Below are 26,795 nucleotides of genomic sequence, written 5' to 3'. Positions count from 1 at the left end.
TGGCTGCCTTCGCGCCCCCAGCACCGGCGACGGCCATGCTCGGTGATGTCGAGCAACAGCGGCTGCAACCTGTACTGGCAGCCAACTGGCACTGATCGGTAACAAGGCCCGTGATGGTTATCGCGGGTCTCATAACTAGGTGAATAGCGCCGTTTAAATGTAAGCGCCCTATATGAGGACTTCTGTCTTTCGATAGGAAAAATGTCTAACTTTTGGGGTGCACTTTATAATTTAAGTGGACACTATTTATTTCTTCGATTATTCACTGAATTAACAGACTAAGTCAGCGGTAGGATGCCGTAGGTTTAATATCATTACCGCTGAATTAAGGGCAATGTAAACCTTGCGGCATAAATACGTTTATTGCTGTGGTTCCAAACTTAACATAAGGATTTTTGAACGGCGCTGGTAGTTGTATAGTGCTTGCTTCTCAATCGGTAGCATTGAGATTTCTGCCGGCTCAAAACCCCGTTCCTGAAACCAATGGATACTGCGGGTAGTCAGGACGAAAAGTTTTTCTAGTCCAAATTGCTGGGCATGCTCTGAGATGCGATTTAATAGAGCTTCACCTCTTAAAGAACTTCGATATTTGGGATGAACGGCTAAGCAAGCCATTTCCCCGATTTTTTCATCAGGATAGGGGTAAAGTGCAGCACAGGCGATAGTCAGGTTGTCGCGTTCGATAATGGTGAATTTATCAATTTCTCTCTCAAGTTGTTCTCTTGAACGGCGAACCAAAATCCCTTGTTGTTCCAGTGGGCGGATAAGTTCGAAAATGCCACCAATATCATTAATATTAGCCCTGCGTATTTGTTCCGCACTCTCCATGACTATTTGGGTGCCAATACCATCACGGGAGAATAATTCCTGAACCAGAGCACCATCTGCCTGATAGCTTAATAAGTGGCTGCGGCGAACACCACCACGGCAAGCTTTCACTGCACTTCGTAAAAAACGGGTTGTACTTGAATAGTAGTCCCCCTGGAGTGTCAATTCTTCAATGTATTCTTGTGCTTGATTAAGAAAAATTTCAGATAGAATTTGTCCATCTTTGTCCTGCACACCTTGAGAAGAACAGAAGCCAATCAGTTTTTCAGCCCGTAGCTTGATAGCTAACTGAGTAGCAATTTCTTCTGATGGCAGATTAAAACTCTCTCCAGTGACAGAAACCGCAACAGGGCCAATCAGCACTATTACGCCATGGTCTAACTGAAGGTTGATTGCGTTTTCATCAATGCGACGAATTCTGCCGCTGTGGCAATAATCGATACCATCATCAACGCCTAGAGGTTGAGCTATAATAAAGTTACCGCTCACAACATTAATATTTGCTCCTTGTAATGGGGTATTATTCAGGCTCATGGAAAGACGTGCGGTGATATCCAGTTGCACTAAACCAGCAGACTGTTTGACGAATTCTAATGTTTTATTATCAGTAACACGGGTGTGTTTGTGATAAGCCGGTTCGTAATGGTGGTCTGCAATATTTTGTTCAATTTGCGGTCTGGCGCCATAAACAACAATCAGACGGATACCTAAACTATGCAGTAATCCGATATCGTTGATGATATTCGGGAAGTTTTCATGAGCAATCGCTTCTCCGCTAAGCATGATAATAAAAGTTTTGCCACGGTGTGCATTGATGTACGGAACCGAGTGGCGAAATCCCTCAACTAATTCGGTGCTTCGTTCTTTCATAACAGGCTCTCGATTGAATTTTTATTCGAAATTTATGTATTTTTATTCTTTTTGAAGAGGAATGGCAAGAGGCAATTAAGATAAAAGCATTGTGATATAGATGTGGACGTTAATAATTTGCAGCATATAAAATGCTTTTTGTTGATGACAGCATAATGTTGATTGGTTAGAGTTTTTCACTTGGCTGTTTCTCTTGGTGAATATTACCCTGAATATTTGTATTTTATGAATGGAATAAAATAGTAGATGAGTCATTCAGATCATAATCTGTCACGACGTCGCTTGTTGCAGGGAGCCGCAGCAATGTGGTTGCTTAGTGTCAGCCAAGTAGGTTACGCCGCGTCATCAAAAATTATTGCTGTACGTATTTGGCCTGCATCCAGTTATACCCGTGTAACGCTTGAGTCTAATATTTCACTCAAATATCGCCAGTTTATGCTGAAAAATCCAAACAGAATTGTTGTTGATCTTGAAGGTGTGCAGTTGAATCACGCCTTAAAAGGGATGGGAGAACAGATTCAGTCCCGTGATCCTTATCTTAAATTGGTTAGGGCAGGGCAATTTGATCCTAAAACTGTTCGTTTGGTGTTTGAGGTTAAACAACTGGTCAGCCCGCATATGTTTACGTTGAAACCAGTGGCGGAATTTAAACATCGTCTGGTATTGGATATTTATCCGGCAACGGGAGCGAATACCGATGATGATCCACTACTTGCTCTGCTTGAGGAGTACAATAGAGGTAATTTGGCTGAGGATTTACCGGCGAAAATACCAAAATCCGGCAAAGCAGGTAAGGACAGGCCGATTGTTATTATGCTTGATCCCGGGCATGGAGGGGAAGATCCCGGTGCTATTGGTAAATATAAAACCCGAGAAAAAGACGTTGTTCTACAAATTGCCCGTCGATTGAAAAGTATTATTCAGCGTGAGCCGAATATGAAAGTTTATATGACCCGTAATGAAGATGTGTTTATTCCGCTAAAAGTTCGGGTGGCAAAGGCACGTAAGATGAGGGCTGATTTGTTCGTTTCTATTCACGCTGATGCCTTTACTAACCGGGCGGCACGCGGCTCTTCGGTTTTTGCACTTTCTACTAAAGGTGCGACCAGTAATACTGCACGTTTTTTAGCCCAGACTCAAAACGAGGCTGACCAGATTGGTGGGGTAAGTAAAAGCGGCGATAAGTATCTGGATCATACCATGTTTGATTTGCTACAGACCGCGACAATCAACGACAGCCTTAAATTTGGCAGTGAAGTGCTCAGGCGCATGGGCAACGTGAATAAATTGCATAAAAACCGGGTAGATCAGGCAGGATTCGCGGTACTTAAAGCCCCGGATATCCCATCCATTCTGGTGGAGACTGCGTTTATTAGTAACCTGGAAGAGGAACGAAAACTGAAAACTGCGCGTTTCCAGCAACAGGTAGCAGAGTCAATTTTTGCGGGTATCAAAGCTTATTTCAAGAATGGCGGTGATTTGGTTCGGCGGTGAAATATCCGCCATTTAAACTGAGTGCGGATATGATGGGGATAAAAGCATAGATGAATTGTTTTTGGAATGTATATGCTGAAACGCACAAAGAATTGGTTGCGGGGGCCGGATTTGAACCGACGACCTTCGGGTTATGAGCCCGACGAGCTACCAAGCTGCTCCACCCCGCGTCCGTTTGAGTATTTTTAGTTGCGAAAAATTGGTTGCGGGAGCCGGATTTGAACCGACGACCTTCGGGTTATGAGCCCGACGAGCTACCAAGCTGCTCCATCCCGCGTCCGTTAGAACCTTTCTGGTATTTTCCTGCATCGATAATGCTTGCTGGAATAGGTTCTTATTCACAAATATCGAACTGTTATATCGAACTATTTCATTGTATTGGTTGCGGGGGCCGGATTTGAACCGACGACCTTCGGGTTATGAGCCCGACGAGCTACCAAGCTGCTCCACCCCGCGTCCGATGCGGGCACTATACTCAGGATGAGATCCGTTGCAAGTTTTTTTATTAATTATTGTTTGTTTCGTTACGTTTTTGATTAGTTACCCCACATATTGGCGTATTTTTGTTCGTTTGTATCATTGTCCCGTGACGTTATTTTTTTATGGTAAGTTTCATTATTTTTGTTGGTTTGATATTGTTTGCCGCTGAGCAATGTTGGTAAGAGAGAGCAATAATGAGACTTTGGAGTAAGCATCTTCTGGGTGGGGTCATGATTTCACTGCTGGTTGGATGTCATTCTCATCCAACAGATCTGGGCCAACAATATAAAGATGGTCATATTACTGAGGATTTACGGCTCGTGAATCAACCTAATGCTCAGGGGAGGCCGGTTAATGCTAAAGACTTTTCAGAGCAGGTTGCGCTTATTAATCAGTCTGCACCTCGTCTGTATAAGAATAATAGCTCAACTTTTGATGCGGTCCAGAACTGGATGTTAGCAGGTGGTGAAACCAGTAAATTGAATCTGTTTAATCTACATGCTTATCAGATGGAAGGTGTGGATAATTACGGTAATGTCCAGTTCACGGGTTACTATACGCCGATATTACAAGCTCGCCGTGTTAAACAAGGTGAATTTAAATATCCTCTGTACCGTATGCCGCCTAAAGGCAGATACCATTTACCAAGTCGAGCTGAGATATATAATGGTGCCCTCAGCCCTAATTTGATTATTGGTTACAGTCGTTCGCTGATTGATAATTATCTTATGGAAGTACAGGGCAGTGGTTATGTTGATTTTGGTGATGGTGGGCCGCTGACCTTTTTGGGGTATGCAGGTAAGAATGGGCAGGTTTACCGCAGTATTGGCAAACTGCTGATTGAGCGCGGAGAAATTGCGCAGGAAGATATATCTATACTGTCGATTCGTAGATGGATTGAATCTCATAGCGAGGCAGAAGTTCGTGAGCTGCTAGAGCAAAATCCTTCGTTTGTCTTTTTTAAACCTGAAGTTTATGCCTCGGTGCGGGGAGCGAGTGCTGTTCCTCTGATTGCAAAAGCCTCTGTGGCTTCAGACAAAACACTTATTCCACCAGGAACAACATTGTTGGCAGAGGTACCTTTGTTAGATGAACAAGGTAAATTTACCGGTCAGTACCAGATGCGTCTGATGATTGCATTGGATATCGGCGGTGCAATAAAAGGTCATCACTTCGATATTTATCATGGTATTGGTCGTGAGGCTGGTATGATGGCCGGGTTTTATAACCACTATGGTCGAGTTTGGGTGCTGAAAAAAGAGCAACCGGCTATGCTGATGGTCAATCAGTAATGCCTCTCCATGGATTTTATAACAGGTTTTCAGGATTGATATTCAGTGATGCAAACTTCTCTTTCTGATGCATATATGCAGCGTTTTGCGGGGACTGCCCGTTTATATGGTCAAAAAGCGCTCTCTTTATTTTTTCATTCCCATATTTGTGTGGTGGGTATCGGTGGTGTGGGTTCCTGGGCTGCTGAGGCTTTGGCTCGTACCGGAATAGGCGCGATTACCTTGATTGATATGGATGATGTATGCATTACGAATACCAACCGCCAATTACACGCTTTAAAGCAGCATATTGGGCAACCAAAAACGGAAGTGATTGCAGAACGTATTCTGGCAATTAACCCTGAGTGTAAAGTGACTTGTATTGATGATTTTCTCTCACCGGATAACGTTGAGGAAATCATGTCTGCCGGGTTCAGTTATGTGGTTGATGCTATTGATAGTGTCAGGCCGAAAGCAGCTTTGTTGGCTTATTGTCGTCGCCATAAAATTCCGTTGGTAACAACAGGTGGTGCAGGTGGGCAACTTGATCCTACACAAATTCAGGTTGTTGATTTAGCGAAAACTATTCAGGACCCGTTGGCAGCTAAGTTGCGGGAACGGCTGAAATCTGATTATCACATTGTGAAGAATGGTAAAGGCAAGTTGGGAATTGATTGTGTGTTTTCAACTGAGCAATTGGTTTATCCGCAAGGTGATGGTTCTGTTTGTGCCGCGAAAAGTACGGCGGAAGGGACTAAACGCATGGATTGTGCTTCCGGTTTTGGTGCCGCGACGATGGTCACGGCGACGTTCGGGTTTGTTGCGGTTTCCCATGCATTGAAAAAGATGGTGGCTAAAGCTCAACGCCGGGGTGAACTTTAATCTTTGGTGTAATGTTTTGCGGCGTTTTGCACGGTATGAATCAGCGATTTTACGCCGTTCAACCGTGAACCACTTAACTGTTGTTCTAGTCCAAGCTGGTGGAACAACGCCAGCAAGTTAGTTTCCGAAACTTGTTTCGGTGTTTTTCCTTCTACGGCGGTTAGGATTACGGCTAGCAGACCTTTTACAATGCGGCCCTCGCTGTCACCATAAAAGTGCAAATAGCCATTTGGCATTAATTGATATCCTAACCAAACTCGGTTTTCACAGCCTGATATTTCGATGTCCTGTTGTTTCAAGTTGTCAGACAGTGCTGGTAGTTTCTTCGCCAGTAAGATTAACTGGCGATAGCGATCTTCCCATTGGCGGCATTGGTTAAAGGTTTCGGTTAGCTGTTGCTGGTTAATTTTTTGACCGAATGGGTGTGGTGCGGTCAATCCTTTAGTGGGTTGTGTCATATATTATTCATCTTGTAGTAGAGAAAGGCCGAATTTTACCGCCTGAACTAAAGAATCGGCATCCTGCTGATTGTTGTAAGGCATAAAAGATGCCCGTAAACAGCCACTGATATTTAAAGCCTCGATCAATGGTTGAGCGCAGTGCTGACCAGAGCGTAAGGCAATATTTTGTTCTGCCAAAATAGTCGCCAAATCACCGTGATGAATGCCAGCAAAATTAAAAGCCAGCAAGCTGGAACCAGCAATACGATAGCTGATAAACCCGGGTAAAGCGGAAAGTTGTTCTTCGGTGTAGTCAGCGAGAGTGACAGCATGGGTTTCAGCTTTGGTCATATCAAGATCTTTCAGCCATTCTAGTGTGGCTGAAAAGCCAATAACACCTGCAACATTTGGTGTACCCGCCTCAAATCTGAATGGTACAGCTTCCGGTGTAAAACCACTGAATGATGCCTGAGTAAGCATTTTACCGCCGCCTTGCCAGGGAGACATGGCTTCAAGTAGCTCACTTTTACCATAAAGTACGCCAACGCCATTTGGACCATAGAGCTTATGAGCTGAAAATGCGTAGAAATCGATATCTGTTTGCTGAACGTCAACAGGATTGTGAACAACGCCTTGTGCGCCATCAACCACGATCCGGCAACCGTGTTGGTGCGCTATTTTGGTTATTGCAGTTAAATCAACGGCTCCGCCAGTCACGTTGGACATTTGGCTAATGGCTATCAATCGACTGTGTTGGTTCAGAAGTTTAGGTAAGGTATTTATATCTGGTAATTTGCCGTTGCCTAAAGGCCATTTAATAACCTTGGCGCCTATTTGCTCTGCCAGCATTAACCAAGGGATCAAATTAGAATGGTGTTCCTGTTCACTAACTATAATTTCATCTCCGGGTTGGAGACGAGGACGGAAATAATTCTGAACAACCAGATTGAGGGATTCTGTAGTTCCTTTTGTCCAGATAATATTCTCAGGTGTTGGGGTGTTGATGAGTTCAGCAACCAGTTGGCGGGCATTTTCATAGCGGGATGTCGCTTCCTGTGCTGCGTGATGTTGGCTGCGATGTACTGTAGCACTACTGCACTGATAATAATCCTGAGTTACTTTTATCATGGCTTGTGGTTTGAGTGCAGTTGCCGCACTGTCTAAAAATACAGTCTGTTGTTGTAGGGCAGGAAATTGCCGACGGAATTGTTCTGGTTCGAACTTTTTCATAGTTGTTTTGAGTTGATTTCGTTGTTGTTTATCAGGCTATTCTGTCGGTGATAGTCATTATACCCTTCATCCTTCAAGTTGCTGCTTTGTTGGCTACGTTCACTTACTCCAGTCACATCGTTATCTATGCTCCCGGGGATGCGTTCTCTTGCCGCCGCGCTGCAAATTGAAATCTATTGGTATACATCGAATAATAGTGCCATGTTCCAGTAATTATGCCAAAAAAAAGCACCGCAACCGCGGTGCATTAAAAAATCACTATGGACAGACAGGGTAAATGTACAGGAAGTGAAAAAACAGTAGCTTAAGCTACACAGTCTGGTTTTCCAGACAACTTGCAAACACAACATCACAACCACAAAGCCAAAAGTTCCATAGCGTTACTGCTAATTCACTTTTCGTTCCGGCTTGGGAAGTGGCGCCACTATAGGGATTTACTGGAGTATCCTCAATGGACAATTTATAATGGTTCGGATTACAAAAACTAATAAATAAATATAAAGAGTTACCGGTATCACTAATATTGAATAAGGGCTCACATGTCCAAACGTTTACCACCACTTAATGCGTTGCGGGTTTTTGATGCTGCGGCGCGCCATTTGAGTTTTACTAAGGCAGCTGAAGAGTTATTTGTGACGCAGGCCGCAGTTAGCCACCAGATGAAAAGTTTGGAGGACTTTCTGGGGCTTAAGCTGTTTCGTCGTCGCAACCGATCACTATTGTTGACTGAAGAGGGACAAAGTTATTATTTGGATATTAAAGAAATTTTCACGTCTATAAATGAAGCAACGCGTAAACTTCAAGCTCGAAGTGCGAAAGGGGCTTTGACTGTCAGTCTTTCACCCAGCTTTGCTATTCAGTGGTTGGTTCCAAGGTTGTCTGGCTTTAATTTAGCTTACCCGGGAATTGATGTCAGGATACAGGCGGTAGACAGAGAAGAAGATAAGCTCGCTGATGATGTTGATGTTGCTATATTTTATGGCCGTGGAAACTGGCCGGGGTTGCGAACAGATCGTCTTTATGCAGAATATTTGCTCCCTGTTTGTTCTCCTACGCTACTAACTGGGGAGAATCCTCTGAAAACACCAGCAGATTTAGCGCGCCATACATTATTGCACGATTCTTCTCGCCGTGACTGGCTGGCTTATGTACGTCAACTTGAGATGCAACAGCAGATAAATGTTCAGCAGGGACCTATATTTAGCCATAGCGCCATGGTGATCCAGGCGGCGGTTCATGGGCAAGGGGTTGCATTGGCAAATAATGTCATGGCTCGGACTGAAATTGATGCCGGGCGTTTAGTTTGCCCATTTAATGATGTGTTAGTGAGCAAGAATGCATTTTACCTTGTTTGTCATGATAGTCAGGCTGAGGTAGGGAAAATCGCAGCATTCCGGCAATGGGTTCTGGCACAGGCCGCTAGTGAGCAGGAGAAATTGGGTTTTATTACCAATGAATAAGGAAAGGATAAGTCATTCTGGTTACAAGAGTTCTCAGATATATACCCAATGGATTTCAAGATGGATCGAGACGGCAAGGGCGCGAATCCCCGGGAGCATAGATAACTCTGTGACCGGGGTAAGTGAACGTAGCCAACAAAGCAGCAGCTTGAAAGATGAAGGGTATATACCCAATAGATTTCAAGTTGCAGTGCGGCGGCAAGAGAACGCATCCCCGGGAGCATAGATAACTCTGTGACCGGGGTAAGTGAACGCAGCCAACAAAGCAGCAGCTTGAAAGATGAAGGGTATAAATATGAAAAAGGAAGATAACAGTGAATAGTCGTTTAATGCTTATCTTTGCTGGCATTAGTGGTTTTTTCTATGTGGCGTTTGGTGCTATCGGATCGCATTTATTATCTCCGATTATGGAAAAATATCAGCTAGGCTGGATTGAGCTTGGTCTGCAATATCAGGGTATTCACACTCTGGCAATGATGGCTATATCTGCCATGCTGATGCGTAAAGTTATTCTCTGGTTTTACTGGAGTGGTGTCTTTTTCGCGGTAGGCATTTTGTTGTTTAGTGGCAGTCTCTATTGTATGGCCTTATTGCAGGTTAAATTTTTCGCTTATATTACTCCAGTTGGAGGGGGCAGCTTTCTTATTGGCTGGATCTTAGTATTAATCGGCGCTTTGCGTCTAAGGAAATCGGCGCTTCGCCATGAATAAAATTGCCTTATATTGTCGCCCTGGTTTTGAAAAAGAGTGTGCGGCAGAAATCACCGATAAAGCGGGTCAAAAAGAGATTTACGGTTTTGCCCGGGTAAAAGACAACAGCGGTTATGTTCTGTTTGAGTGTTATCAGCATGAAGATGCAGATCGTCTTATTCGTGAGATACCCTTTCGGGAATTGATTTTTGCCCGCCAAATGCTAGTCGTGGGTGAATTATTACGAGATTTATCTCCTGAAGATCGGATAAGTCCGATTGTTGGTATGTTACATGGTGTCATCGAACGTGCGGGCGAACTACGGGTTGAAGTGCCTGATACTAATGAAAGTAAAGAGTTGTTGAAATTCTGCCGGAAATTTACTGTGCCGTTGCGTAATGCTATGCGTCAGGAAAAAATTTTGCAGATTAAGGAAAACACGAGCCGTCCCGTCATACATGTTTTCTTTATTGCACCGGGTTGCTGTTATGTTGGTTATTCTTACAGTAATAACAACTCGCCATTTTATATGGGCATTCCCCGATTGAAGTTCCCTTCAGATGCACCAAGTCGTTCAACACTGAAGTTGGAAGAAGCTTTTCATGTTTTTATTCCTTATGATGAATGGGAAGAGCGGCTGGCTAGTGGTCTGTATGCTGTTGATTTAGGTGCATGTCCTGGTGGTTGGACCTACCAATTGGTGAAACGCAGTATGATGGTTCATGCTGTGGATAATGGTCCTATGTCGCAAAGCCTGATGGATACCGGGCAGGTTCGGCATCACAAAATTGATGGTTTTAAGTTTCAACCTTCGGTAAAAAACATTTATTGGCTAGTGTGTGATATGGTGGAAAAGCCGGCAAAAGTGACGCAACTCATGGCTGATTGGTTGGTTAATGGTTGGTGTCGGGAGGCTATTTTTAATCTCAAACTGCCCATGAAAAAGCGTTATGAAGAAGTTGCGCATAATTTGCAGAAAATGAATCTGCAATTAAAAGAGAATGGTATCAATGCACAAATTCAGGCAAAGCACCTTTATCATGACAGGGAAGAAATAACGGTTCATGTTCGTCGTATTTGGTCTGCTTATGCAAACAGTCGGAATAATGACTGATTAACTGTTGTTCATCGTTATTTCTGGAATAAATTCCTAAAATAAGACTTCATAAAGCGCCTCAGTGATATTTTGAGGCGTTTTTATTTTAATATTGAATGACATTATTGCATTTTGTTTTCATTCCCATATGTAATAAAAGTAACATATTGAAATGATGTAACTCATTTATTCATCATGGAGGATATTACATAATGATCAGTTGTGAGGTTGTTATATTTAATCTGACCATTAATGTAGTATAATTTTTGTCTGAAAATTGTTGATTTTTTTTACTTGACTTAAGGCAAATGGTGAAATAAATATATTATTATAACTGCTTAAGGAAACATGAGATTAATTCGCAATAATCCAGTTAATTAATATTATTAACTTGGAAGAATGAAATTGATTGTTTTTTTAAATTAATTTAACTAGGGTTAGGATATGAAGTTTAATTGTGATATTAAACTAAAATAATGTTTGCATTATATCAAGCTTAAGTTGCTGTTTTAAATTTGATATCTTTATGAATATGTTTAATTATTTATTTGATATCTTGTTTTTAAGCATGTTTAATCAACTTTTTTGATATTCTTATTTTGTTTTAAAAAACTACAAATATAATCTCATTATATCGAAAAAGAATTATTTAGAATAAATTAATTATTAACTGCTGTGTGATATATATATTTTTATTTATTTATTTAATTAAGTTGTTGTTACTTTGTTTGATAATAATATATGGGTATTTGCTGGTTTAGATCCCTTTTATATACGTCATATCGTTCAATATTGCAGTCTAAGTGGGAGGTTATTCTTATTTTTTCTATTCATATAACGGCTTGGGATAATTTCTGATTGAAATTATAAACAATAATTATATAAATTTTTTAAAGTTTACTTTATGGATAGTTAAATTATGAATAATTAGTGAGAAATAAGATAACGTTAAGAAATTAGCGGCGTTTTTTTCGCCTTAAATAGTTATGTTATGTAAAACAATCGCTTATTTGTTTTATGTTATTTTTATCACGTTTATATTAAAAAAGTATGTTAATTGCTTTTTATACAATTAACTTTAGTGTTACTTTTATGTGAAAGGGATTTTAGTTCTTAATTTGTATGACCAGGGGCGGTCTGTTGTTTTCAGGTTTTATCGACTTGTATTTAATAAAATAAAAAGGTTTTTATATCTAAGTCCTGAATTTATGGAGAAATATATGTCTTTAAAGAAAAAAATTTCATACTCGGAAGAAGTTAGCGGTTCAGAGAAGGCAAATGAGTTGCTGAAATGGTTACAGGCTTATATACCAGGTAAGGATTCTAATATTGTCGTTGAGCATGAGCCTAGTAAAGATGCTGCTAAAGAATTAATCCGGGGTGATTATAGTTGGGGGCATCAGGACGACGATAAATCTAAGGCTTTCCAATTAAAGTATAATTTCTTGGAGAGTGAACCGGATAATATGCCATGGCATATTTCTGAATTTTCAGCATTTAATGAGGCGCAAAAAGCTGCTGCAAAACTGTCAATACAATCTTGGGCGGATGTTGCTAATATTAACTTCGTTGAAACCTCTGATGTAAAGGAGGCGAATATCACTTTTGGGTTCTTTGATGAGAGTTTGACGGGGAGTTATGCGTTTGCGTATCTGCCAACCCCAGATAAAACGCAATTAGGAACCTGGTATAACGCAACAAGCCGTACTTTCTCAAATAATGATATTGACGTGAATGGTTATGGCCGTCAAACGTTTACTCATGAAATCGGTCATACACTGGGGTTACAGCATCCGGCTGATTATAATGCGTCTGATAAGGTAAACCCAACTTATAAGAATAGCGCCACCTATTTTGAAGATAGCCGCGCTTATACCGTCATGAGTTATTTCAGTGAGAAGAATACTGGGCAAGACTTCAAAGGTATTTATTCTTCTGCACCATTACTTAACGATATTTCTGCCATTCAGGCAAAATATGGTGTTAATAATACAACCCGTACAGATGACACTGTATACGGCTTTAATTCCAACACAGATCGCGATTTCTATACCGCAAAAGATGAGAACAGCAAACTGTTGTTCACTGCCTGGGATGCGGGTGGTAATGATACGTTTGATTTCTCTGGTTTTACTCAGGATCAGCGCATCAACCTGAATGAAGCCTCTTTCTCTGATGTTGGTGGCCTGAAAGGAAACGTTTCGATTGCTCGTGGTGTAACGATTGAAAATGCGATTGGTGGCAGTGGCAATGACATTCTGATAGGCAATGATGCTGACAATACTCTGAAAGGTGGTGCTGGTGATGACATCATCTACGGTGGTTTGGGAGCAGATAACCTTTGGGGTGGAGAAGGTAAAGATACATTTGTTTACCTGAGTGCCAAGGAATCACCTCCTCTTGAGCGTGATTGGATTCATGACTTTGTTTCCGGTGAAGACAAGATTGATGTGTCACTGTTCGATCTGGGTGAAGCCGGGAAAGGAGGTGTTAAGTTTGTCGAGGAATTCACTGGTGCCGTCGGAGAAGCTGTGCTTCGTTATAACACCGTTGATAAGGTGAATGATTTCGTTATTAATATGGGTGGAGAATTATCTTACGATGATTTTTGGGTAAAAATTGTCGGGGAACCAATATTAGAGTCTGATTTCATTCTTGCATAACACAACAATACAACCGCATCTAATTTGGATGCGGTTATTCGTTTGGAGACGGCATGGTTTTTGCGACTTGGTATCTAAAATTTGCATTCTTTGTTGTTCTTACATTCAGCATTATTGGAGGAAGTATGGCAAGTAGTCTTGATCTGCCACACGCTAGTGAATTGAAAGGCGTATGGCAACTGTCAGATAAACGTCAACAATGTGATGTGTCATTGACTGATCAACCATTACCGGAGGGGTCAATTTGGTCACTTAATGGTGATAACACGTGTTTGGCGGATATGTTTGGTGAAGTACCTGCCGGTTGGCGGCCTACGCCTGATGGCATCACAATTACAGATAATCAGGGGAGTGGTTTGGCTTTTTTTGCTCATGAGTCAGATGGCTGGTTTGCCCGGTTTGCTGATGGCCGGGAATTGATAATGAGACCGGGTAAGTAAAGCGAATAGGGCAAGGAACGTTAACATCAGATAGTCACATATTTATAAAAATAAGATATATCAGATAGTTATTAAGGAAATGCTGTGAAATTACTACTCCCAAAGGACGAGATTGCTGATGTCATTCGTGCCCGTAGTCGGGTGTTTTGGACTATCGGGTTGTTCACTGCCTTTATTAACCTGCTCATGTTGGTTCCATCTGTTTATATGTTGCAGGTTTATGACAGAGTGTTGCCGTCGGGCAATGAAATCACTTTGCTGATGTTGACCCTGATTACTCTTGGCATGTTTGCCATGATGGGGATGCTGGAATATATCCGCAGCATGATTGTTATTCGTATTGGTAGCCAGCTTGATATGAAGCTGAATAATCGGGTTTATACCGCATCTTACGAATCAAATCTGAAAAATGGTACAACAGATGCGGGGCAGATGCTCAATGACTTGGCAAATATTCGCCAGTTTCTGACGGGTAATGCCTTATTTGCTTTCTTTGATGCCCCCTGGTTCCCAATCTACTTGCTGGTTATTTTTCTTTTTAACCCCTGGCTTGGTTTGTTGTCATTAGTGGGGGCGTTGGTATTGATTGCCCTTGCTGTGTTGAATCAGTGGGTATCAAGCCAGCCTTTATCAGAAGCCAATAAACTTGCTCTGCGTTCAGCCAGCCTCGCTAGCACTAACTTGCGTAACGCTGAAGTAATAGAGGCGTTGGGGATGTTGCCGGTGTTACGCCGGAGATGGTTTGGATTACATGAACGTTTTCTGAATTTCCAGCGTATTGCCAGTGAACGGGCTTCAGTAATTAATTCAGTCACTAAAACAGTGCGTTTGGCGTTACAGTCGCTGATCCTTGGATTAGGTGGCTGGTTAGCAATTGACGGGCATATTACGCCAGGAATGATGATTGCTGCTTCAATTCTGATGGGGCGGGCACTTTCGCCGATTGAACAGCTGATTCAAGCCTGGAAAGGTTGGAGTGCAGCGCGTTTGTCATGGCAACGATTAACCGATTTGTTGGAGCAGCAACCAGAACGGAAATCGGGCATGTCATTACCGGTGCCAAAAGGCAATTTGGTGGTAGAAAAAGTTTCAGCCGCACCTCCAGGAAGAAACAGTAAGGTTGTGTTGCAGGATGTTAGTTTTGCGCTGGATGCGGGTGATGTGATGGGATTAATTGGCCCCAGTGCTTCAGGGAAATCGACCCTCGCCCGGTTACTGGTCGGGATATGGCCGGCACAGGAAGGTGTAGTCCGTCTTGATAATGCAGATATTTATCGGTGGAACAAAGATGAATTGGGTTCTTCAATAGGATATTTACCGCAAGATATTGAGCTATTTGGCGGCACTATCGCTGAGAACATTGCTCGTTTCAATGAAGTGGAATCAGAAAAAGTTGTTCAGGCGGCAAAGAAAGCTGGGGTTCATGAACTGATATTAGCGCTTGATAAGGGTTATGACACTGTTATTGGTGCCGGCGGTATTGGGCTATCTGGCGGTCAGAAACAGCGAATTGGTCTTGCTCGTGCGTTGTATGATGAGCCATCACTTGTGGTTCTGGATGAACCTAATTCCAGCCTGGATGAAGCGGGTGAAAGAGCGCTGAATCAAGCTATTGCTCAGCTGAAAGCGCAAGGAAAAACTGTGATTGTGATTACTCACCGCACATCATTGTTGTCACAGACGAACAAAATATTGCTACTGGTTCAGGGAAAAATGAAGATGTTTGGTTCATCTCAGCAGGTAATGACTGCTTTATCGCAACAAAATAAAAGTCAGGAACCTTCTGCGGCCAAGGCAGTTGCACAGGCATCATAAGCAAATAAGCATGTAATTATAATAATATCAAATAGCTGAGACGGAGATTTCTGTCCGGGAGTGGATATGTCTGATCAGAATACGCCGGTAGTGGATGGAAAAGGATTATTGCCACTAGAAGAAGGGCATTTTTTACGACTAGGATGGTTGGTGATTGGTGTGGGGATCTTGGGGTTTCTCATTTGGGCAGCATTTGCGCCGTTGGATAAAGGGGTCGCGTCTTCTGGTGTGGTGGTTGTGGATGGCAACCGCAAAACGGTTCAAGCCCCGGCAAGCGGTATTATTAGCCAGATTATGGTTGTTGAAGGAGAAACAATAAAAGCGGGCCAAACTCTCGTTCAGCTCAGTCAGGTGCAGGCAAAAGCACAGGTAGATGCGCTTCAGGATCAACTGTATACCACATTAGCAACGGAAACCCGTTTATTGGCTGAACAGCATGGTGATGACATGCTGGTTTTTCCCGAAATATTCCAGCAATTACAATCTGAACCTCGGGTGAAAGAGATTATTGCATTGCAAAAACAACTGTTCGCATCACGCCGGGAAATGCTGCAAAGCGATCTGGAAGGGCTTGAGCAGTCTGTTGCTGGTACAAACTTTCAGATTAAAGGGCTGAAAGCTTCTCTTGTCAGTAAACGAGTGCAACAGGTAGCACTTAAAGAACAGATAGTTAATCTTAAATCTTTAGTGGATGAGGGATATTTCCCGCGTAATCGTTATTTGGAACTTCTGCGTGAACAGGCTGAACTCAACAGTAGCATAGCGGAAATGGAAGGGCGTACCGGCCAGCTTGAAAAACAGCTACAGGAAACCCAGCAGCGTATTATTCAGCGCAACGCAGACTATCAACGGGAAGTGCGTACGCAATTGGCAGAGGTGCAGGTTGCTGCCAGTGAATACAGAAATAAGTTGGATACAGCCCAGTTTGAACTTACGCATACTTCAATTGTGGCACCGGTTGATGGCACGGTTGTCGGGTTAAATATTTTTACACAGGGTGGTGTTGTTGCTCCCGGTGAAAAACTGATGGAAATTCTACCGAACCAAATGGCGCTTGAAGTGGAAACCCGTGTTGCGGTTAATCTGGCAGATAAGATTAGTAAAGGGCTGGATGTAGATCTGATGTTCACCGCTTTTAATCAGAACCGGACGCCAAAAATTGCGGGAAAAGTGGTCATGGTTTCCGCAGACAGATTGGTAGATCCTGTGAATAGCCAACCTTATTATCAGATGAGAGCAGTCGTATCCCCTGAAGAGATGGAAAAACTGAAAGGGCTGGATATCAGGCCGGGGATGCCAGTTGAAGTATTTGTCAAAACCGGTTCACGTTCCTTGTTGAGTTACCTGTTTAAGCCATTGTGGGATCGGGCTTCGACATCGTTGATAGAGGAGTGATTATGAAACTGCATCGTGCTTCTTTATCATCAGTGAGTTTGTTAATTCTTTTCAGTGTCAGTTTGTTCTCTTTTCCTGCATGGGCACTGAGCCTGACAGAGGCTTATGCGCTGGCATTAGAAAATGATCCTACTTTTCTCTCGGCAGTAAAAGAAAGAGAAGGAGGAGAAGAGTATGAAAAGATTGGCAGGGCAGAATTGTTACCTAAAGTGATGATGTCTTATCAGCATTCACCGAAGAACTGGCAACATATGGAATACCCTACGTATGATCGTCGGGGAAATAAGACAACGGAAAGTCGGGATCGCCAATATAGCAGTTATAACGCGGCAGTTGTGCTGACTCAGCCATTGATAGATTTTGAGATATGGGCGCGTTATAAAGCCAGTCAGGCTCATACGTTAATGAGTAATGAACGTTTTCGGGCAGATTTTCAGCAATTAGCTGTCCGGGTAGTGAATGCTTACGTGGATGTGGCTTATGCTCAGGATCAGATTGATTTGGTGATACGCCAGAAAATGGCGTATGAAAAACAATTGGAACTGAACAGGAAGTTATTTGCTTCTGGTGAAGGGACACGTACTGATGTAGTGGAAACACAATCTCGTTACAGCCAGGCTATTGCCGATGAAATAGCAGCTAAAGATGATCTGGATGCAGCAATCCGGGGTTTACAACTGATTGTTGGTGTTCCTCTTCCCATTGATTTACCGGTGCAGCGGCTATCAGATAAGACGCAGTTTAAGATATTGAAGTTGTCGCCAAGCCATTATGAAGAATGGGAAAAACTGGCATTAGCTAACAATCCGGTTCTGGCCGCTTCCCGTCAGGAAGTGAAAGCGGCGTACCATGAGGTGCAACGTAACCGGGCAGGTTATTTACCTAAGTTGGAACTCTATGCTTCCCATTCTGAAAGCGAATCTAGCAGCGATAATACGGTAGATCAGAAGTATCGAACCGATACCATTGGCTTGCGGATGAGCATGAATATCTATAATGGGGGTGGTACATCGGCTTCTGTACGTCAGGCGGCGGCGCAATATGGAAGAACTAGATATGATCTTGATGCTCAGGCAGGAGAAGTTCTTAATGCATTACGCCGAAATTATAATCAGTACCTGAATAGTGAAAAGCGGATTAATGCTTATGAAATGGCTGTTGAATCAGCCAGCTTGCAGGTAGATGCGACCAGTAAGAGTGTTGTTCTTGGGCAGCGGGTTAATGTGGATATTCTGAATGCTGAGCAGCAGTTATATACTGCCCGGCGTGATCTTTCTCAGGCAAAATATAATTATATTAAAGCTTGGGTCGGCCTACTAAATGAGGCCGGAGAGCTAAAAGGTGAGCATTTGGATAAGGTAGCAGGGTATTTCCGTTAGTTTGCTGTTGTCAGCCGGAGTTGTTGCAGATTGCCATTTAACGCTAAATCGGTACGTAACGACGCAACTTCCCGGCTGATAAAAGCGATTTCTCTATTTGATTCCAGCTTGTTGCGCCATTTATCTGGTTGTTGATCGAGATTCTGGAAAAGGTTATCCAGTGTACCAACCTGTTGCAGTAAAGCCGTGGCGGTTTTAGGGCCAATCCCCTGAATTCCGGGTATTTTACTGCTACTGATCCCCGCCAGTCCCCAGTAATCAGGTAATTGTTCTGGAGAAACGCCAAATTCTTGTTGAACAAATGGCATATCCAGCCAGCGTTTCTGGAAGTAGTCGCGGATACGGATATTGGGTGAAAGTAATTGGCAATAACCTTTATCAGTAGAAACAATCGTAACGTAACCGGCAGAAGCGACTTTTACTGCCAGCGTCGCGGCTAGATCATCTGCTTCATGTCCTTGGGCATGCCAGCAGGCTATGCCTTGTTGTTCAAATGATATTCTGATCTGCGGCATTTCTTGTTTCAGATTGTCAGGCATTGGCGAACGGCCAGCTTTGTAGGCCGGTAATATTTGGTGACGCCAACTGTTACTGCGATCTTCCTCATCGAATACTGCGACAGCATGGGTAGGATTGGTATGTTGGATCAACTGCTTCAGTGCATGTTCACAGGCAGCAATGCATGGGCTACCCTGCACAGCGTGAATGCGGCGGATAAGGTTAAGAGCATCAACAATTAGAAGGTGTATCATATTGGATCACTATAAGCATAATTGTGCTCCATCCGTGGAGCAGACATCTTTTTTTGTTATCGGGTAATTTCGTAGCAAGGCTCGTAAGCAGTGCCACCTGGTAGTTTCATCCTGTGCTGTTCCACAAAGTCTGTCAGCAGCTTATCCATATGGCGCATTATTTCAGCATCCCCGTGGATTTTGAATGGGCCATGTTTTTCAATCGCGTGAATACCAATCTCTTTCACATTGCCGGCAACAATCCCAGAAAAAGCACGGCGTAGTGCAGCTACCAGTTTGTCAGGAGACTGATCAGGATAGAGATTAAGATTAGTCATGTTTTCATGAGAGGGTGCAAACGGTTGTTGTAAATCATAGTTGATCTTCATTGACCAATTAAAACTGTATGCATCACCGGTACTGTGGCGGTTATCTCTTACTAATGGCATGGCTTCTTTCATTATCCGGGCAACTTCAGGAGCGTCATCAATAATGGTGTGATAGTAGCGTCGTGCTCCTTTTCCCAATGTATGAACAATAAATTCATCCAAGACCCGGAAATAATCTGCACTTTCTTTCGGACCGGTAAGAATCAATGGCAATATCTGTTCCTGATTTTCCGGGTCCATCAGAATACCCAACAGATAGAATAATTCTTCTGTTGTGCCGACACCACCTGGGAAAATAATGATACCGTGAGCAATACGAACGAAAGCTTCCAGACGTTTTTCTATATCCGGCATGATAATCAGTTCGTTCACTAATGGGTTAGGGGGTTCAGCTGCAATGATTGATGGCTCGGTGATACCGATAAAACGGCTATTTTTATAATTCTGTTGTGCATGACCTACGGCTGCACCTTTCATCGGTGCTTCCATTGCACCAGGGCCGCAGCCGGTACAGATATTGAGCCCTCGCAGCCCAAGCTGATGACCGACTTTACGGCTGTATTGATACTCTTGTTTAGTCACTGAGTGGCCGCCCCAACAGACAATCATATTGGGATCTTCGTCGGTATGTAATGCTCTGGCGTTACGCAGAATAGAGAATATGGTGTTGGTGATATAGGCACTATCTTCCAGACTGGGATGATATTGTTTTCTTGAATCGGTAATCTGAGTATGGACAAACAAGATATCCCGAAGCACTGCGAACAAATTCGCTTGCAGTGAATGGATAATTTTCCCATCAACAAATGCCTCTTCTGGTGGATTTACCAATTCCAGTTTTACTCCACGCTCACGGCGCAACACGTTAATATCAAAATCTGTGTATTTAGAGAGCAGTTCTTTACTATTATCTGTTTGGCTACCGGAATTGAGTACAGCTAGTGAGCAGTTACGAAATAAGCGATAGAGATCACTTTTTGCGGTACTCTTTAGCATATCTACTTCAAGTTGAGATAGTAAATCCATTGAACCGAGTGGGTTGATATGTGTAATCAAGAATGACTCCTTATATCGTGTATGGGTTTCACCTCAATATCGTTAAACTGAATATGTCACATTTCCTATTCAGCTTAATTTTGCCCAGGCTGCACTCAGAACGGTAGATTTATTGGCGTGCTAGCCTGCCTGTTACTGGAGCAAAGTCTGCATTATTTGTGCGCCATGGGTTGATATCTAATCCCCCGCGACGGGTATAACGAGCATAGACCGAGAGCTTTTCTGGTGCACATAACTGTTGTAGATCATTGAAAATACGTTCAACACATTGCTCATGAAATTCATTATGGTGCCGAAATGATACCAGATAACGTAGTAACGCTTCTTGGTTAATTTTTGCTCCTTTATAGTGAATCTGGACAGACCCCCAGTCAGGTTGATGGGTAATCAGACAGTTGGATTTCAGTAGATGGCTAACTAAAACCTCTTCCACTAATGGGCCTTGTGCGGCGCCTTGCAGATAATCACGCTTGAAATTATATTCAGTAATGTCAATATCTTGGTTATCAATACATTCACCGGTAAAAGCGGAAATCGGTTGGTTATTGAAATGATCCAAATGATGAAGTGTCACTTCTACATGGCCTTCTGCGCAAGCGGCCAGATCACGCTGTAGTGTTTCTTCGACAGTTTGCCAGTTTTCAAAACGGGTTTGGTTAAAGCTGTTCAGATAGAGTTTAAAACTTTTAGACTCTATCAGGTTTTTACTCGTCGCATTCAGGCTAACATGCCCGACAGCAACTTGTGGTAAACCACGGCTGTTTAGCCATGACAGCTCATATAGTGTCCAGATATCAGCTCCGTGAAATGGTAAATTATCACAGAGAATTTTTAGCGGTTCACGGTTCATACTGCGTGGTATTGCTTGCAGTAAGTTGGCATCATATTGGTCATGATATGAAGTGGTTTTACCTAATGTAAGTTGCTCAAGAGCTTGATGATCCTGATATAACGACATGTTATTCCTCAAAATTTGATAATAGTGGATCGCAGTCATTGCTCAAGTTTATCAGGCTACGGGGTTTTATCAGAATTTTATTTGTTCACCATTTTAATTCGTAATATTTGGTTTAACATAATGTCATAAGTACCTCCTAACAGTGACTGGTTGAAAATAATATGATTTCTAGTGTTACAGAGGCGTTGGCTGATTTTACCCGTCGTTATGTTGATTTGTGGCAGAAGGAAACGGGAACTGCACCTGCCAGCAGTGAGCTTTATGATGTGCCATCACCTTGTATTACCCATACTGGTGATGACATTGTTTATTGGCTTCCTCAGCCTTTTCCTTCGGAAGACAAGCTGAATAAAGTTGAAGTTGCATTGGATATCCAATTACAGCCAGCAATTCATGATTTTTATACCTCTCAATTAGCTGGTGATATGACGGCAATGTTTGAAGGTCAACAGCTGAGTTTGATTCAGGTCTGGAGCGAGGAGGACTTTATCCGTTTACAGGAAAACCTGATAGGGCATCTGGTGACACAGAAACGGCTAAAATTGTCACCAACAGCATTTATTGCGACCGTGGATTCAGATATGAGTATTATTTCTCTGTGTAATTTGACCGGTGAAGTGATCCTGGAGCAGTTTGGTAGTGATAAAAGAACTCCGTTGTTTACCGATTTAATTGGGTTTCTTGGTGCAATTAAGCCTGTCTTCATTTGTTAGGCTTGGAGTTTTAACTTAGTATTTGTGAGATATCTCTTACACTTCATGTAAGAGATATCAATGTTTACTTCGGTGAGTTTCACATTGGTTTATTATTTTTATTTTATTTCAATAGCCTATAAATAATTACAGATTTTATCCCCTTTCACTGGCTTAATGGTTCCGCTTATATGACTTGTGTCGTAAATCGAATTAATTCATTCTGTCCTCAGCAGGAAAAGGAGTCTCTGCGTACAATCTCTCAGGGATAGATTAGGTGATGATGGTCAGTATGACTGGCACGATGCATAACTGGATTGTATGCAATATAAATAAAAATGACGGGTAAGGATGACCATTAAGGGACAATTTGTCAGGGAATGAGCAGGGAGCAAACGATTAGCGGGATTGCTATATAATCAATTTAAAGGGAGCGCTTGTTCGCTCCCTTCTCTTTATGTTTGATGGAAAAAGCAAATTTACAGCTTAAGGGTTATCAGTGGTATCCTTATCAGTTTTGCCGCTTTGGGCAAATACTTATTAATTAGGCTGAAAATATGAGTACTGAAAAACAAATTCTGCATACGTTACAATTAATTGAAGAAGCCATGAGGGAAATTGACCTGTGGCAGGATCACCCACCTAAAGCGGAAGCTTTTGAAAGTGTTGAACCATTTTCAATTGATACGATGCTGGCGGCAGAGTGGTTGCAGTGGGTATTAATTCCGAGAATGTATGCGTTATTGGAGCAGAGTTTGGCGTTACCGACGGCATTCGCTATTGCGCCTTATTTTGAGGAATCCTATAAAGAAGAGACTACTGGTCGCTATCAGCAACTGCTTGAGCATCTTCATGTATTGGATCGCTTATTTATTCAGGATAATGCCTGATATGTTAGAAGTGTTATATCAGGATGATCATATTGTGGCGGTTAACAAGCCGGCTGGTTGGTTAGTTCATCGTAGTTGGTTGGCGCGTCACGAAACGGTTTTTGTTATGCAGACATTGCGTGATCAGATTGGTCAGCATGTTTTCCCGGTACACCGTCTGGATAGACCAACATCAGGCGTATTGCTGATGGCGCTTTCCAGTGATGTTGCCCGTCAGCTTTCCCAACAGTTTGAACATCATCAGTTACAAAAAACTTATCATGCTGTTGTGCGCGGTTATGTGTTGGAATCAGATATTATCGATTATGCTCTGGTTGAAGAGTTGGATAAGATTGCAGATAAATTTGCAGATAGTGATAAAGAAGCTCAGCCCTGTATCACTTATTATCGTCCGCTGGCAACAGTAGAATGTCCGGTGGAAATTGGTCGTTATCCTACATCCCGTTTTAGTTTATTGGAGTTGACTCCGAAAACAGGCCGAAAACACCAATTAAGGCGCCATATGGCACATATTCGTCATCCAATTATTGGTGATACGACCCATGGTGATTTACGGCAAAACAGAGGTGTTGTCGCTCATTATCAAACCAATCGGTTGATGCTTCATGCCAGTCATCTTGAGTTGAATCATCCTGTTACGGGTGAAAAATTATCGCTTACGGCAAAATGGGATGCGTCGTGGCAACATTTAGTGCAACAATTTGGCTGGCAAGGCATTATTCCTGATTTGGAATATGTATAGTAATTAGAACGAAGCGAACGGTAAGTGCCAAGAACCCGAGGTTGTTTGCTCATTGGTAAGTAAGAATAACCCGAATTCTGTTTAAAGTAAGGTGTGCTTGCTTGATAGGAACGATATGAATTGGGAGATTCACGTACCGTTCTACGGGAGGCTGTGGGGAGATTCTCTCGCTTCACTCACCATCTTTTCCTTCGAAAGGGTACTCCTGCTGACACAAGGCGGGAGGGGGATTTCGACGAGGCGTTAGCTCCGTAATAGTGTTTCACAACGCCGAGCATTGTTACACAAACCTGCAAAATGAAAACGAGACCTAGGGACGGACTGGTTGTCTGCCTTTCATACTGATGGAAGGCGGCATATCGGGAACGGTTGAAGGGGTATTTCTGCATTGAGAATAACCACCTGAGCTGTAATATTGCGGAAAGACGACAGGACACACCGAATTAATATGCTCATTCTGAAAGCCTGTAAATTCCGACTGGAACAGATGGAAGCACAAGCTCAGCGTTTACACCAAGATACAAGGAAGTCAATGCGTACACTAGGTTCTAGATGTGTTTATGAACGAAGATGCTTGCTACCATCGTGGTGATACTACTGAAATTCTGGCTTGTATATGATCTGACCTTGAATATACTTCGTGCGGAAACAACAAAAAAAGCCAGTATTCGCCGTAAACGAAAGAGGCCAGCATGAATAGCGTTAATATGGATAAGGCACTGATAGCTGGCTGAGTAATAAACATTCATTCATGCTTTTATCTTGTTTAGATTATAAGTTTCCTTGTGTAATATTACGTTAATATTTAAATAAAAAATGCGTAATTTTTTTAAAAAATGGATTTAATATATTATTTTTATAAATATTTTTATTCTGTTTGAGAAAAGTGTATTTCTCCATAAGGTAAATATATCTTTTTGAAAATTATAGATAAAATTAAATAATCGAGAAAATTAAAATGTAAATAAATGTAAATTTGGTTTCGTTTTAAAACGAAAAATATAAATTACCCGAACCAAACTGGACTTTGTTATATTAACTATATTAGAGTAGGAAGATGACACATATTAAGGAAATTAATCCTGGGCAAAGTGAAAATAAAGTGATTAAAGATTTAATAGATCATATTGTTTTTGATGAGAAATTAGATAATCAATATGACTTTCTAGAAAAATCCCCAATTTTCGCACAGGAATTGCCTCGTAATATTAGAGAAGAGTTTTATCATTTTAAACGGCATGAAAAATATGCTGCTATTTGTGTTAAAGATAACCCTGTTTTGCTTAATGGAGTTCAACCAACTCCAAGTAAATTAATAGAATTAGAAGATGGATATAAAATTAATGATGCGAAAATATTATTAGGTTTATACGGATCTTTATTAGGAGAAGGTATAGGATTTACCTCCCAACGAAATGGTAGTATATACAATAATATTATTCCTTTCGAAGAATTACAAAATGTCCCTAATTCAAGCAGTGGTTCAAATAGAGATTTTGGGTTTCATGTAGAAGATGCCTTTCATCCAGCAAGAGCAGAGTTTTTAGGACTAGTTTGTATGCGAAATGAAGAAAAAGCACCAACAACAATTTCTTGTATTGATGGTATTGAACTTACTGACAGGGAAAAGGCTCTGCTTTTTCAGAACAGGTTTTATATTTCTCATAATCCAATTCATTCAACTTCAAATATTGTTGATGAAGAAGGTCAGGCAATATTATTTGGTGCAAAAGAAGAGCCTTATGTAAGAATTAATGCTGCTGCTTTGAACCTAGATAACAATTCGTTAGATGAAATAAATGCAGTCAATAAAGTAATTGATTTTTTTAATAAAAATAAGAAATCAATTGTTTTAAATACTTCAGATTGTATCTTTATTGATAACTTTAGATGTGTACACGCGAGGGATGCATATGAACCTTTCTTCGGAGAAAAAGCACGTTGGTTAGCAAGAGTTGTCTTTACAACTGACTTAAAGAAATCTCGAGGAATGCGAGGATCTGTTCGAAGTCGAGCCATCATTGCGTAAGAGGTTCCTATGTTAGTTGAAAATACGATTATTTTAGGAAAAAAAAATATAGAATTTTACAACGCTAATGGAGATTCTATAGAAAAAATAAACACAGATTCTCCTAGAATATTGATTTTTGATTCGGGAGTTGGTGGTTTGTCAGTATCTAAATATATAGAGAATTTTTTTTTAGGTGCTGACGTTGTTTATATTGCTGATAATAAGTTCTATCCTTATGGAAATAAGGATAGAAATTTACTACTAGAAAGAATAGAGGATCTATTAGAGCAAGCAGTACAAATATTTGAACCAATTGGTTTAATCATTGCTTGTAATACAGCATCAACTTTATTGAGTAATAGTTTTACAGAAAAACTAAAAATGCCTTGTATTAAAGTTCTTCCTCCTATTTTAGAAGCTTTTCAGATATCTTCAAAAAAAAATGTTCTTCTGATCGCTACACCTAATACAATTGACAGTGAATATGTTAATAATATATGTGCAAAGTTAATTGATGATAAGTTCATCTTTAAAAAATTAGGTTTAACAGAGCTGGTTAATTTCTCAGAGATGAAATCAAGAGGAATATCATTAGAAACCAATGATATAGAAAGTTTAATATTAAGATCAATGACGAAAGAAGAAGTTGATAATGTAGATGTAGTGATTTTAGGGTGCACTCACTTTCCTAATATTAAAGATGAATTAAAGTATATTTTTAAAAATGTTAAGGAGTGGGTGGACCCTGCCTATGATGCTGTCAACTCTCTTTATCAGGCGATTAACCAAATTAACTCTCAAAAGGGAATTCAGAAATTTTTATTCTTAACAGAACAAAGTAAGGTTGATAACTTTACTTCTCCATACGAATATAGTGGTTTTTTATAAAGATCT

General features: G+C 41.5%; 22 protein-coding genes and 3 tRNA genes. 16 read left to right on the top strand and 9 right to left on the bottom strand.

Going from position 1 to position 26,795, the window contains the following annotated elements:
• Positions 1 to 360: 360 nt before the first annotated feature.
• Positions 361 to 1,698 (bottom strand): amino-acid N-acetyltransferase, encoded by a 1,338-nt coding sequence (gene argA / locus EAE89_RS16480; protein WP_214086249.1) that lies wholly within the window; start codon positions 1,696 to 1,698, stop codon positions 361 to 363.
• A gap of 246 nt (positions 1,699 to 1,944) precedes the next feature.
• Here argA and amiC point away from each other — a divergent pair, with 246 nt between their 5' ends.
• Positions 1,945 to 3,192: an N-acetylmuramoyl-L-alanine amidase AmiC gene (gene amiC, locus EAE89_RS16475; protein WP_054481208.1), complete on the top strand. Its 1,248-nt coding sequence runs from the start codon at positions 1,945 to 1,947 to the stop codon at positions 3,190 to 3,192.
• A gap of 93 nt (positions 3,193 to 3,285) precedes the next feature.
• On the opposite strand, the gene EAE89_RS16470 is transcribed toward amiC, so the two are convergent.
• From EAE89_RS16470 to EAE89_RS16460, 3 genes are all read right to left on the bottom strand, one after another.
• Positions 3,286 to 3,362, bottom strand: a tRNA-Met gene (locus EAE89_RS16470).
• A 30-nt stretch (positions 3,363 to 3,392) separates the two neighbouring features.
• Positions 3,393 to 3,469, bottom strand: a tRNA-Met gene (locus EAE89_RS16465).
• Positions 3,470 to 3,571: 102 nt separating this feature from the next.
• Positions 3,572 to 3,648, bottom strand: a tRNA-Met gene (locus EAE89_RS16460).
• A 218-nt stretch (positions 3,649 to 3,866) separates the two neighbouring features.
• On the opposite strand from EAE89_RS16460, the gene mltA reads away from it, so the two are divergent.
• Both mltA and tcdA read left to right on the top strand, forming a co-directional pair.
• Positions 3,867 to 4,964 carry a murein transglycosylase A gene (gene mltA, locus EAE89_RS16455; RefSeq protein ID WP_214086248.1) on the top strand — a complete coding sequence of 366 codons (1,098 nt, stop codon included), beginning with the start codon at positions 3,867 to 3,869 and terminating at the stop codon, positions 4,962 to 4,964.
• Positions 4,965 to 5,012: 48 nt separating this feature from the next.
• The gene (gene tcdA, locus EAE89_RS16450) at positions 5,013 to 5,825 is read left to right on the top strand and encodes a tRNA cyclic N6-threonylcarbamoyladenosine(37) synthase TcdA (protein ID WP_054481212.1); all 813 of its coding nucleotides are present in this window, start codon (positions 5,013 to 5,015) and stop codon (positions 5,823 to 5,825) included.
• On the opposite strand, the gene csdE is transcribed toward tcdA, so the two are convergent.
• Together csdE and csdA are read right to left on the bottom strand one after the other, a co-directional pair.
• On the bottom strand, positions 5,822 to 6,283 hold the full coding sequence (gene csdE, locus EAE89_RS16445) for a cysteine desulfurase sulfur acceptor subunit CsdE (protein ID WP_054481214.1): 462 nt from the start codon (positions 6,281 to 6,283) through the stop codon (positions 5,822 to 5,824). The two genes, tcdA and csdE, sit on opposite strands and share 4 nt — an antisense overlap.
• A gap of 3 nt (positions 6,284 to 6,286) precedes the next feature.
• Complete coding sequence (gene csdA / locus EAE89_RS16440; protein WP_054481215.1) at positions 6,287 to 7,495, bottom strand: cysteine desulfurase CsdA; 1,209 nt, start codon at positions 7,493 to 7,495, stop codon at positions 6,287 to 6,289.
• Between the two features lie 539 nt (positions 7,496 to 8,034).
• Between csdA and EAE89_RS16435 the strand changes: the two genes are divergently transcribed.
• The 8 genes from EAE89_RS16435 (at position 8,035) to EAE89_RS16400 (ending at position 18,432) form a co-directional block, all read left to right on the top strand.
• Positions 8,035 to 8,955 carry a transcriptional regulator GcvA gene (locus tag EAE89_RS16435; protein ID WP_054481217.1) on the top strand — a complete coding sequence of 307 codons (921 nt, stop codon included), beginning with the start codon at positions 8,035 to 8,037 and terminating at the stop codon, positions 8,953 to 8,955.
• A gap of 314 nt (positions 8,956 to 9,269) precedes the next feature.
• Complete coding sequence (locus EAE89_RS16430; protein WP_054481220.1) at positions 9,270 to 9,665, top strand: DUF423 domain-containing protein; 396 nt, start codon at positions 9,270 to 9,272, stop codon at positions 9,663 to 9,665.
• Positions 9,658 to 10,758 carry a 23S rRNA (cytidine(2498)-2'-O)-methyltransferase RlmM gene (rlmM, locus tag EAE89_RS16425; RefSeq protein WP_054481221.1) on the top strand — a complete coding sequence of 367 codons (1,101 nt, stop codon included), beginning with the start codon at positions 9,658 to 9,660 and terminating at the stop codon, positions 10,756 to 10,758. Before EAE89_RS16430 ends, rlmM begins: the two co-directional genes overlap by 8 nt.
• Positions 10,759 to 11,948: 1,190 nt before the next feature.
• On the top strand, positions 11,949 to 13,403 hold the full coding sequence (gene prtA, locus EAE89_RS16420; protein ID WP_268794970.1) for a serralysin: 1,455 nt from the start codon (positions 11,949 to 11,951) through the stop codon (positions 13,401 to 13,403).
• Between the two features lie 125 nt (positions 13,404 to 13,528).
• Complete coding sequence (locus EAE89_RS16415; protein WP_054479507.1) at positions 13,529 to 13,843, top strand: protease inhibitor Inh/omp19 family protein; 315 nt, start codon at positions 13,529 to 13,531, stop codon at positions 13,841 to 13,843.
• Positions 13,844 to 13,927: 84 nt separating this feature from the next.
• On the top strand, positions 13,928 to 15,658 hold the full coding sequence (locus EAE89_RS16410) for a type I secretion system permease/ATPase (protein WP_214086247.1): 1,731 nt from the start codon (positions 13,928 to 13,930) through the stop codon (positions 15,656 to 15,658).
• A gap of 66 nt (positions 15,659 to 15,724) precedes the next feature.
• A complete protein-coding gene (locus tag EAE89_RS16405; RefSeq protein ID WP_214086246.1) occupies positions 15,725 to 17,053 on the top strand; it encodes an HlyD family type I secretion periplasmic adaptor subunit in 1,329 nt (442 codons plus the stop codon).
• Between the two features lie 2 nt (positions 17,054 to 17,055).
• Positions 17,056 to 18,432, top strand: a complete 1,377-nt coding sequence (locus EAE89_RS16400) for a TolC family outer membrane protein (RefSeq protein WP_149616063.1) — start codon at positions 17,056 to 17,058, stop codon at positions 18,430 to 18,432.
• On the opposite strand, the gene xni is transcribed toward EAE89_RS16400, so the two are convergent.
• From xni to queF, 3 genes are all read right to left on the bottom strand, one after another.
• Positions 18,429 to 19,184 carry a flap endonuclease Xni gene (gene xni, locus EAE89_RS16395; protein ID WP_054479490.1) on the bottom strand — a complete coding sequence of 252 codons (756 nt, stop codon included), beginning with the start codon at positions 19,182 to 19,184 and terminating at the stop codon, positions 18,429 to 18,431. The two genes, EAE89_RS16400 and xni, sit on opposite strands and share 4 nt — an antisense overlap.
• A gap of 56 nt (positions 19,185 to 19,240) precedes the next feature.
• On the bottom strand, positions 19,241 to 20,608 hold the full coding sequence (gene ppnN, locus EAE89_RS16390; protein WP_054479488.1) for a nucleotide 5'-monophosphate nucleosidase PpnN: 1,368 nt from the start codon (positions 20,606 to 20,608) through the stop codon (positions 19,241 to 19,243).
• Positions 20,609 to 20,717: 109 nt separating this feature from the next.
• On the bottom strand, positions 20,718 to 21,566 hold the full coding sequence (gene queF / locus EAE89_RS16385) for an NADPH-dependent 7-cyano-7-deazaguanine reductase QueF (protein ID WP_054479487.1): 849 nt from the start codon (positions 21,564 to 21,566) through the stop codon (positions 20,718 to 20,720).
• Positions 21,567 to 21,727: 161 nt separating this feature from the next.
• Between queF and syd the strand changes: the two genes are divergently transcribed.
• The 5 genes from syd to murI all read left to right on the top strand — a co-directional run bounded on the left by syd (position 21,728) and on the right by murI (position 26,789).
• On the top strand, positions 21,728 to 22,279 hold the full coding sequence (syd, locus tag EAE89_RS16380) for a SecY-interacting protein (protein ID WP_054479486.1): 552 nt from the start codon (positions 21,728 to 21,730) through the stop codon (positions 22,277 to 22,279).
• Positions 22,280 to 22,815: 536 nt separating this feature from the next.
• The gene (locus tag EAE89_RS16375; protein WP_054479484.1) at positions 22,816 to 23,148 is read left to right on the top strand and encodes a YqcC family protein; all 333 of its coding nucleotides are present in this window, start codon (positions 22,816 to 22,818) and stop codon (positions 23,146 to 23,148) included.
• 1 nt (position 23,149) lies between these two features.
• On the top strand, positions 23,150 to 23,890 hold the full coding sequence (gene truC, locus EAE89_RS16370; protein ID WP_054479482.1) for a tRNA pseudouridine(65) synthase TruC: 741 nt from the start codon (positions 23,150 to 23,152) through the stop codon (positions 23,888 to 23,890).
• A 1,057-nt stretch (positions 23,891 to 24,947) separates the two neighbouring features.
• Positions 24,948 to 25,919, top strand: a complete 972-nt coding sequence (locus tag EAE89_RS16365; RefSeq protein ID WP_214086245.1) for a Fe(II)-2OG oxygenase family protein — start codon at positions 24,948 to 24,950, stop codon at positions 25,917 to 25,919.
• Positions 25,920 to 25,928: 9 nt separating this feature from the next.
• Positions 25,929 to 26,789, top strand: a complete 861-nt coding sequence (gene murI, locus EAE89_RS16360) for a glutamate racemase (protein WP_054479478.1) — start codon at positions 25,929 to 25,931, stop codon at positions 26,787 to 26,789.
• The last annotated feature ends 6 nt before the right edge of the window (positions 26,790 to 26,795 follow it).

It is taken from the genome of Photorhabdus heterorhabditis, assembly GCF_018448905.1.
In the GTDB taxonomy this organism is placed as follows: Bacteria; Pseudomonadota; Gammaproteobacteria; order Enterobacterales; family Enterobacteriaceae; genus Photorhabdus; species Photorhabdus heterorhabditis.
This window is presented reverse-complemented; position numbering and strand designations above follow the sequence as displayed.